11 protein-coding genes are annotated in these 9,482 nt (G+C 47.6%); 10 read left to right on the forward strand and 1 reads right to left on the reverse strand.

The genetic code is table 11. The annotated features are described in order from the left end of the window. Positions 1-877, reverse strand: an 877-nt coding sequence (locus tag KQI64_RS01195; RefSeq protein WP_216522954.1) for a dockerin type I domain-containing protein, incomplete at its 3' end; no start/stop codon positions are given. Positions 878-966: 89 nt separating this feature from the next. Between KQI64_RS01195 and KQI64_RS01200 the strand changes: the two genes are divergently transcribed. The 10 genes from KQI64_RS01200 to KQI64_RS01245 all read left to right on the forward strand — a co-directional run. Further along, complete coding sequence (locus tag KQI64_RS01200; RefSeq protein ID WP_216522955.1) at positions 967-1,659, forward strand: hypothetical protein; 693 nt, start codon at positions 967-969, stop codon at positions 1,657-1,659. A 91-nt stretch (positions 1,660-1,750) separates the two neighbouring features. Next, complete coding sequence (locus tag KQI64_RS01205) at positions 1,751-2,212, forward strand: VanZ family protein (protein WP_216522956.1); 462 nt, start codon at positions 1,751-1,753, stop codon at positions 2,210-2,212. Positions 2,213-2,358: 146 nt separating this feature from the next. Further along, positions 2,359-2,925 carry a sigma factor gene (locus KQI64_RS01210; protein ID WP_216522957.1) on the forward strand — a complete coding sequence of 189 codons (567 nt, stop codon included), beginning with the start codon at positions 2,359-2,361 and terminating at the stop codon, positions 2,923-2,925. A 103-nt stretch (positions 2,926-3,028) separates the two neighbouring features. Continuing rightward, a complete protein-coding gene (locus KQI64_RS01215; RefSeq protein WP_216522958.1) occupies positions 3,029-3,397 on the forward strand; it encodes a metal-dependent transcriptional regulator in 369 nt (122 codons plus the stop codon). Positions 3,398-3,609: 212 nt separating this feature from the next. Beyond that, positions 3,610-4,167, forward strand: a complete 558-nt coding sequence (locus KQI64_RS01220) for a DUF3793 family protein (protein ID WP_216522959.1) — start codon at positions 3,610-3,612, stop codon at positions 4,165-4,167. Between the two features lie 16 nt (positions 4,168-4,183). After that, the gene (locus tag KQI64_RS01225; RefSeq protein ID WP_216522960.1) at positions 4,184-4,606 is read left to right on the forward strand and encodes a flavodoxin; all 423 of its coding nucleotides are present in this window, start codon (positions 4,184-4,186) and stop codon (positions 4,604-4,606) included. Positions 4,607-4,890: 284 nt separating this feature from the next. Further along, a complete protein-coding gene (locus KQI64_RS01230; RefSeq protein WP_216522961.1) occupies positions 4,891-5,187 on the forward strand; it encodes a DUF6110 family protein in 297 nt (98 codons plus the stop codon). Continuing rightward, the gene (locus KQI64_RS01235; RefSeq protein WP_216522962.1) at positions 5,177-6,889 is read left to right on the forward strand and encodes an HAD-IC family P-type ATPase; all 1,713 of its coding nucleotides are present in this window, start codon (positions 5,177-5,179) and stop codon (positions 6,887-6,889) included. The genes KQI64_RS01230 and KQI64_RS01235 overlap by 11 nt, the downstream gene beginning before the upstream one ends. Continuing rightward, positions 6,816-7,676 (forward strand): ABC transporter ATP-binding protein, encoded by an 861-nt coding sequence (locus KQI64_RS01240; RefSeq protein ID WP_216522963.1) that lies wholly within the window; start codon positions 6,816-6,818, stop codon positions 7,674-7,676. The genes KQI64_RS01235 and KQI64_RS01240 overlap by 74 nt, the downstream gene beginning before the upstream one ends. Next, a partial coding sequence (locus tag KQI64_RS01245) for an ABC transporter ATP-binding protein (protein WP_216522964.1) occupies positions 7,669-9,482 on the forward strand: 1,814 nt, incomplete at its 3' end. The genes KQI64_RS01240 and KQI64_RS01245, both read left to right, overlap by 8 nt.

Consider the following 9,482-nt stretch of genomic DNA (forward strand, 5'->3'; position numbering starts at 1 on the left):
TCGTCAGGGAGCTGTTCTCGGAAAAATCACGATACAGATAGGGGTTTTCGTCCTGATCGTATAGCATTTGCCAGCCTAATTTTTCATAGTATTCTTTTGAATAGTTCTCTCCGCTGTCAAGGTCGAGGATCGTATAGCTGTAGGTGTACGGAGCTGTGCCGCCTGTCGCGCGAACCTCTAATGTCGGATCGGGACGATATTCGTAATCGATCCAATTGACGGAAAGGAGTCCGAGCTGATCATACGGATAGCTGTCGACGACATGGTAATTGCCGTGTTGATACGGCGAATCGTTGATATCTGCAAAATACCGGTAAGGACAAAGTTCACTGAAACCGTCTTTGTTAAAGGCCTTAACCTCAACGTTATAATCTCCGCTCTCGGGGAAGGTGTAGGTAAAGGTATTGTCCGGTGAGCGCTCCTGTATCATTTTGCCGTCGATATAGAATTCATAGGTGCAGCCTTCTGCGCCGCAGTTCGCCCGAGCGGTGAAGGTCACGGGAACGCCTGCCGCGGCTTTGCCGGAAGCATAATCGGCGTAGAAGCTCGTTACCAAAATATCCTGAACCAACCAACCGCCGTAACCCTCGGGGATCGTCATACCTACTTCCTTGCGCTGGATCCATGTGGCGTCGATCACGGAAACATCTCCGTCTCTGTCAAAATCCGCAACCGGTTTTTGGTTATCATAGAAAACCACGTTGTCGATCAGATAACGCTCGATCAGCGTGACATCGAGGATATCGACGCTGTCGTCACAGTTTACATCGCCGACAAGAGCGGGCGGTAACGCCGCGCCCGCGCTGATCGTCAAAAGGGAGATCAGCAGGGCTGTTATAAGCAGTGCGGAAAGCATACTTTTGATGATTCTTTTCATGTCAATTCCCTCCTGTTGATGAAAGTCTTTCATTATATATACAACTCAGCGATCGAAAAGGTTCACTGTTTTTAATCTAATATAAGCTGATGGCTTTGGTAAGGGTAAAGCAGTTTTTTATGAGCAATGAGGATATTGCCGAGGAAAAGCGCGGCAGTATGTATGCCTTATATATGACGGAGGTTTACGCCGGAAAAGCGGCGCAGCCTCAGATGATCAAAGGCGTCGGCTATGCGGAGGAGGCTGATTTGCTCGCATTCTGTGAGCGGCACGCGCCTGTCGATGAACGGCTTGTCAAACTGTCGGCATTTCACAAACAGCACCCGCAGATTACGGAGGGCACGCTTTGGAGCTACGCCAAAAGCGGCAAGCTGAAAACCGCCCAAAAGATCAACGGCAGATGGTATATCGACCGGGACGAAGCCGAGCGGTTTGCCCGGCAGCTTGAAAACAGGGGAGAGCAAAAGTCTCTGAAATCCGAGTTCAAGCAGCAGGGATATATTAGCGCGCAGGAGTATGCCGCTATGCACCAAATTGATTACCAGCAGTTTCTGCGGCAGCTCAAAGAAGGTCTGTTCCCGTTTGAAAAAGCGGACGATGTGTATCTGATTGCGAAGGACACGCCATTTGTCCGATATATTTCGCTGAACAATTACGCGAAGGAACACGATATTCCGTATACAAAGGTGAAGCGTGCGGCGGATAACGAGCTGCTGAAAACAGCGGTCAAGGCAAACAACGGCAGATGGTATATCGACGCCGAGGAAGAGCCTGAATTTTAGATAAAGGATAAGGATGTGATGATTTATAATTTCTTACGGTTTAGCAGTATTGATTGGAGCCGTTTTGTTATCTGCATACATTGTTTATGCTTTGATTAAGAAGGTCTGTATCAAGAGAATGATTCTTACTTGTGTATTTATCGTTTATCTGACCGGTGTTGCAGCTGTAACGCTGTTTCCGATCGTTTACGATAGTGTAGTAGAGTATACAGAATCGGTGACGTGGTATAATTTCATACCATTTAAAACTATTTCAGAAGCCTTAAAGAACGGAATAACGTCTACAGCTATCACTCAAATCGCCGGGAATATTGTTTTAGCAATACCTTTTGGAATAATCGTATCATTGCGTTTTGAAAAAATGCAATGGTGGAAGAAACTTTTGGCTGCATTATTGTTTACCTTAACAATTGAATTATCGCAAATGTTGATTGGTTTTGCTGTTGGCAATATGTATCGAAATATTGACATTGATGATGTTATCTTGAATATGCTGGGAGCATGTTTGGGTTATGGCATTTATGCAATCATTCCCAAAAAGAAAACAAGATAGAAAAAAGATTTCTGCTTTTATAGATAATTGACTATTTAGAAGATTTTGCCGGGGATTTATCCGGCGTATGGACGCATAACGAAAACAAGAGGGAACTTTCCCTCTGTTCGTTGTGCGTCCTTTTTGTTTTGTGAGGTGAGGAGAGAATGAAAAATACGGTATTGAATCAAAAACAGCGCGATTTGGTGAATGAATACTACGAATTTGGTAAGACCGTGGTGGCTTCCAGCTTTCATTTTGCTGACGGAAAAGAGATTTCCACGGGCTACAGCTTAGAGGACGCGTATCAGGAAGGCGCGGTCGCTCTTTGCACAGCGGTACTGCACTTCAATGCGAACAAAGGCGTTTCATTCAAGACCTATGCCGCGGCGGTTATCCGTAATCATATAAAAAAGGTGATGTTTACAAAGAAAATTGCGGAATATCCGTTGGAAGGTATTGATGATTCTCCGATGTTTTCCTATGAGATGAAAAGCAGTGTTGAATACTGCGAAATGATAGATTTCATCCGACGCAGCGCAAACGCCGAGGATAAAGGACGCTCTCTCTCATATCGCATTCTGATGGATAAGATTTTCCGTCATCAGCCCATGACTGTAATCGCGGGCAGATATCATCTGAAAAAATCCGCAGCATACAGACGACTGAACGAAGCTCGCGGAGATTTTTACCGTTCATATCTTATGAACAGGGAACAAGCTTTGTCGGCATAAAAATATAATTATAAAACACGAAGATTAACGATTGAATTGGTATACTTGCCAATCTAAAATATATGTGCTATAATGCTTTCATCAAACGGCGGAGGTGAAGGCTTTGGTACTCAAGGAATCAGGCGAAATGTATCTGGAAACGATTTATGTTCTCAGGAAGGATAAGGGATTTGTCCGAGCTATAGATGTTGGTGCGGAGCTTGGTTATTCAAAGCCGAGTGTCAGCCGCGCAATGGGAATCCTTCGTGACGGCGGATATATTAAGGTCGCGCAGGACGGCGGTATTACGCTGACGGAAGCGGGTTTGGAGGTCGCCGAGCGCACCTATGATCGCCATACCGTTTTAAGCAAGCTGTTTATGAAGCTCGGCGTTGATGAAGAAAACGCCGTGAACGACGCCTGCAAGATCGAGCACGTTATCAGCTCTACTACTTTCGCAGCTTTGAAAAAGCATTTGAACGAAGATTTATGATAATCATATCAGCCAACGGAACGTTTTTTCTGTAGGCTGATTCTTTTTTATTAAAAAATCTCTTGACAAAAGTAAAAAGATATGATATATTACACTTGTTCGGTTAGCAGAGGGTAACTGATACAGATACAACATCCGATTGGAGGATGTTTGTTTTTTGAACAACGGTTAGCCCGTACTAACCACAGACGAAACCACGGAGGAATAAACAGATGTCGGAAGATTTGATCATCAAGCATTGTTCTCCCACTCTCGCGGGGCTGAAAACCGCCAATCTCTTTACTTGTGTTTATTCGCAGAAACAAGATGTTGAGCGTTACACGCAGGAGTTTAACCGGCGTTTCAGTCATAAGGGAGTGAAAATGCAGCCATTGGGATACGGCGAGAAGCGCGCCTTGATCTATGTATTTCGCCCGACACAGCTTAAAAAGGATTTGTCCGATCCACAGGCACAATCCATTTTAGCGTCAATGGGATACAAAAGCTTTGACTGTAAAGCTTGTCTGAACAGACTGAAAAGCAGAGTGAAAAAGTGTCCCGAATTTCCGCACGAAATCGGATTGTTTCTCGGTTACCCTCCCGAGGACGTCCGCGGCTTCATTCTTCATAAGGGAAACTGCTGTAAATGCTGCGGTTGTTGGAAGGTTTACGGTAATGAAGAAAAAGCCCTGCGCGCGTTTGCCAAGTATAAAAAATGCTCCGACATCTATTATTCCAAATGGCTTCAAGGCACGCCGATCAACAAATTAGTAGTTAATAAAGCAGCATAGAAAGGACAGATTTATCATGAATAATATAGCAATCGTTTTTTGGAGCGCAACGGGCAACACCGAAGCAATGGCGGACGCTGTTAAATTGGGTGCGCAGGAAGCCGGCGCTGAGGTAAGTATATTTACCGCCTCTGATTTCTCCGCCGATATGGTCGCGGATTTTGACGCGATCGCGTTCGGCTGCCCCGCAATGGGCGACGAGGTTTTGGAGGAGGATGAATTCCAGCCGATGTTCGACGCGGTTTTACCTTCTCTGAATGGTAAAAAGGTCGCTCTATTTGGCTCCTACGGCTGGGGCGACGGTCAGTGGATGCGCGACTGGCAGGAATCCTGCCAAAACGCGGGCGTATCTCTTGCTTGCGACTGCGTGATCGCAAATGACGCTCCCGATGATGAAGCCGTTGCCGCTTGCAAGAATCTTGGCGCGGCGTTGGTTTAATTTTGCTAATCCCTATTTGTCAATACCAATTTCATAATTCTGCACCTGCGCTCGCTGAAAAGCGGGCGCTTCTGCTTGACAAAAGATGATAGAAAAGATATAATATATTTGGAAAATCAATGGGTTGATTTTTATTTTTTGTAACACAGTTAGCGTATGCTAACCTATGCAATAAGGAGTGGTTATCATAAAACATCATAAATTCTGGGCATTCGCAGCAGTTGTATGTATGGCGATGACATTCATCACCGGTTACAAGCACAAATAGTTAGGAGGACATAACGATGACAACAATAGGAAAAGGCGCATTATTATTTTTGGGAGGCGTTCTGTTCGGCACGGCGGGCATCAAAGTGCTTTCAAGCAAGGACGCAAAAAAGGCTTATACACACTGCACCGCGGCGGCGCTTCGGGCAAAAGACAGCGTGATGAAAACCGTGACAAAGGTACAGGAAAACGCCGAGGATATCTATGCCGAAGCAAAGCAAATCAACCTTGACCGTGAGGAAAACGAAAAGTCTGTCGAGCTTGAATTAGAACCCGACGAGCCGGTTGAAACCGCAAACGATAATGAAGTTTAAAATTCTTCACGAAGTACGCGGACGGCTGCGGATACATATTCTGACACAATACAGTCAGGAGGATTTTGATCGCTTGTATTGCGCGCTGAACGCCAATCGACAGATCAAACACTGCAAGGTCTATCCTGCTACAAACGATTTGATGATCGAGTATTTGTGCGGCAAAGAAGAAGCGCTTGCGCTGCTTTGCCAAACGGAGCCAAATACTGCAACTGTCCCTGAGCAAGCCCTGACTTCGGTAGCGGCGGCAAGGGAGCTGAAAAGCGAGTATATCGGCAAGCTGTCCCGGAAAGTCGCCGCAAGGTATTTCAGGCGTTGGTTTATTCCAAAATATATCCGTATTGCGATCCTTGCGGTAAAAGCCGCGCGGTATATTTGGAAAGCCCTGAAATGCCTGTCAAAAGGCAAACTGGAAGTATCTGTTTTAGACGCGACCGCTATCACGGTGTCAATGCTCAGACGTGATTTCAAAACCGCAGGTTCGGTGATGTTCCTGCTTGAAATCGGCGAGATTTTAGAGGATTGGACGCACAAGAAGTCCATCAGCGATTTGGCGGGCAGTATGTCGCTGAACGTCGGCAAGGTGTGGCTGAAAACAGAAGGACAGCCTGTTTTGGTGAAATCATCCGAGATAAACTCCGGAGATGAAATCATCGTGAACGCCGGCAGTATGATTCCCTTTGACGGAATTGTCAGTGACGGCGAAGCAATGGTGAATCAGGCTACCCTGACAGGCGAGGGCGTACCCGTCCGCAGAAGCTTAGGTGCAACTGTTTATGCCGGTACTGTGATCGAGGAAGGCGAGCTGACCATCCGTGTAACGCAAAACGCGGGTGCTTCACGGTATGATAAAATCGTCACGATGATCGAGGAAACCGAAAAGCTGAAATCAAATGTGGAAAGTAAAGCGGAGCACCTTGCGGATAAGCTGGTACCATTTACCTTTTTCGGGACAGCGTTGATGTGGCTGTTGACGCGAAACATTACCAAAGCGCTGTCTGTTTTGATGGTTGATTTTTCCTGCGCGCTCAGGCTCGCTATACCTGTAACGGTATTGTCCGCAATCAGAGAGGCAAACGCCTACGGAATCACGGTCAAAGGCGGCAAATTTTTGGAAAAAATCGCTGCAGCCAATACAATCGTATTTGACAAAACGGGAACTCTTACGAAAGCGAACCCGACTGTTCACAGCGTGGTTTCATTTTGCGATAAAACCCCCGATGAAATGCTGCGTATCGCGGCGTGCTTAGAGGAACACTTCCCTCATTCCATTGCAAACGCGGTTGTCCGTGCGGCAAAGGAGAAAAACCTGATTCACGACGAGATGCACACGAAGGTGGAGTACGTTGTGGCTCACGGGGTAAAATCCACTATTGACGGCGCGCAGGTGCAGATAGGAAGCTATCATTTTATTTTTGAGGATATGGGCGCGGCGGTTCCGCTCGGCACTGAGCAGAAGCTGCTCGCCATATCGAGCGCGTACTCACGGCTGTATCTTTCGATCGACGGCTGGCTCGCGGCGGTGATTTGTATTGAAGATCCGCTCAGAGCGGAAGCAAAGGATGTCATTCCTGTTCTATGTGATCATCACGCCCGTGATCGTCACAACGATGCAGAGAGTAATGTTTATGAGCGAGGGCAATATGACCGTAGCGGACGCGTTCGACAGGATAGATTCCGTGCTCAACAGAAAGCCCTTTGAAAACGCGGATAAGAATATAACCCCTGACGATCATTCCGTCGAGTTTGAGAATGTCAGTTTCTCCTATGACGGCGAAAACCTCGCTTTGGATAACGTGAGCTTTGAAGTAAAAAGCGGTACCTCGCTTGTGCTTGTCGGACCTTCGGGAGGCGGCAAAACCACCGTTGCGGGACTTATCGCGCGCTTTTGGGATGTGCAGAACGGCGCTGTAAAAATCGGCGGCGTTAACGTCAAGGATATCCCAAAGGAAGAACTGATGAATACGGTATCGTATGTGTTCCAAGACAGCAAGCTTCTAAAGCGGTCTGTCCTCGAAAACGTCAGGCTGTCCCGTCCCGATGCCACCGAGCAAGAGGTTTTGCTTGCCCTTGAAAAAGCGCAGTGTACGGATATTATCGAAAAGCTCCCCGACGGCATCCATACCGTTATCGGAGCAAAGGGCGTGTATCTCTCCGGCGGTGAACAGCAGAGGATCGCAATCGCACGAGCTATTCTTAAGGATGCGCCGATCGTCGTGCTTGATGAGGCGACCGCCTTTGCCGATCCTGAAAACGAATACCTCGTACAAAACTCCTTCAAGGAGCTTTCAAAGAATAAAACCGTGATAATGATCGCTCACAGGCTCTCGACTATTCAGGGCTGCGACAATATCATCGTGCTTGATAACGGCAGAATATCGGAGCAGGGTGTTCACGGCGAGCTGTTAAAGAAAGACGGAATCTATAACAAGATGTGGAAGGATTATCAGTCCTCTGTTTCGTGGAAGGTCGGTGAGAAGAATGCTTGAAAAAATTATGCGTAGATACGCGATGTCGCGCGAGGGCGCTAAAGGCTTTTTGGGCGCCGTATGCGCCTGCACGGTATCGGATTTAGTGCTGATGTTCCCGGTGGGACTGCTCTATACGCTGACCGAAGATATGCTGAATAACGGCGTAAACAGCGGCAGGATCCTCTTTTACATCATCGGGATCGTGTTGTCGCTTTTGCTGATTTACATCACGCAGTTCTGGCAGTATAACGCTACCTTCTTCTCGACATATAAGGAAAGCGGCGTGCGCAGGATCACCCTCGCCGAAACGCTGAGAAAGCTGCCCTTGTCGTTCTTCGGAAAGAAGGATCTGAGCGACCTCACGACAACGATATTAAACGACTGTACCGTTATCGAGCATACCTTCTCGCATCAGGCGGCGCAGTATTACGGCTCGATCATCTCGACGATTATTATAGCAATTTCGCTTTTCGCGTTCGATTGGAGAATGGCGCTCGCATCGGTGTGGGTGCTGCCTGTATCGCTTTTAGCCGTCAGGCTGTCAAAGAGAACACAGAACCGCTTCAACAAGAGCAAGAACGATACGCGAGTAAGGCTTGAGGAAGGCGTTCAGGAAGATATAGAGGCGTTGCGCGACCTAAAGAGCAATAACGCCGAAACGGAATACATCGGCGGCTTGGATGACGTCATCAAGGATTATGAGAAAAAGTCCATCGCAGCGGAATTAGGCGTGGCGGCGTTTATCGTGCCCGCGCAGATGTTTTTGAAGTTCGGTATCGCCACAACCGCGCTTGTCGGTTCCGCGCTGCTTCTCGGCGGTCAGATAACTGTCATCACCTTCTTTATGTTCCTGCTTGTCGTTTCAAGACTGTACGAGCCGATGGCGGGTACACTCATCAACCTCGGTGCTCTCAACAGCGCTCAGGTCAACATCGACCGCACAAACGCGATGAACGATATCAAAAAGCAGGAAGGTAAACAGGACTTCCAGCCCGAACGATTTGATATTGAATTTAAAAACGTAGGCTTTGAATATAACGACGACGAGACTGTTCTCAGCGACGTCAGCTTTACGGCAAAGCAAAGCGAGGTCACGGCGCTGATCGGACCCTCGGGCGGCGGCAAAACTACGGTTTCCCGTTTGGCGGCGCGCTTTTGGGATGTGACAAAGGGCAGGATCACCTTCGGCGGCGAGGATATCGCAACCATCGATCCCGAAGCTCTGCTGAAATATTATTCCATCGTATTCCAGGATGTGACGCTCTTTAATAACACGATCACGGAGAACATCCGTATCGGCAAAAAGGACGCGACCGACGAGGAAGTCATAAACGCTGCAAGGCTTGCCAACTGCGATGAGTTCATCTCACGCCTGCCTGACGGCTACAACACCGTCATCGGCGAGAACGGCGCGAAGCTCAGCGGCGGCGAACGCCAGAGAATTTCGATCGCGCGTGCTTTTCTCAAAGACGCGCCGGTTATTCTGCTTGACGAAGCGACAGCCTCGCTTGACGCGGAAAACGAAACGCTTATCCAGCAGTCGCTTTCACGCCTGATCAAAAACAAAACGGTTATGATCATCGCTCACCGTATGCGCACCATTGCCGGAGCGGATAAGATCGTAGTCATCAAGGACGGCAAATCAGACGAGCAGGGCACGCCCGGCGAGCTGAAACAGCAAAACGGTTTTTACACAAGAATGTTATCCTTATATATAAATGGTGCAGTATGTTATATACACATACTGCACTTTAATTGGAGGTGCTTTATGTATTCAGAGATCAACCCATATATCGAAAAACTGACTGAACTATCAGACAACAG

The sequence above is a fragment of the Lachnoclostridium sp. MSJ-17 genome, assembly GCF_018918205.1.
Taxonomy (GTDB): domain Bacteria; phylum Bacillota; class Clostridia; order Oscillospirales; family Acutalibacteraceae; genus Ruminococcoides.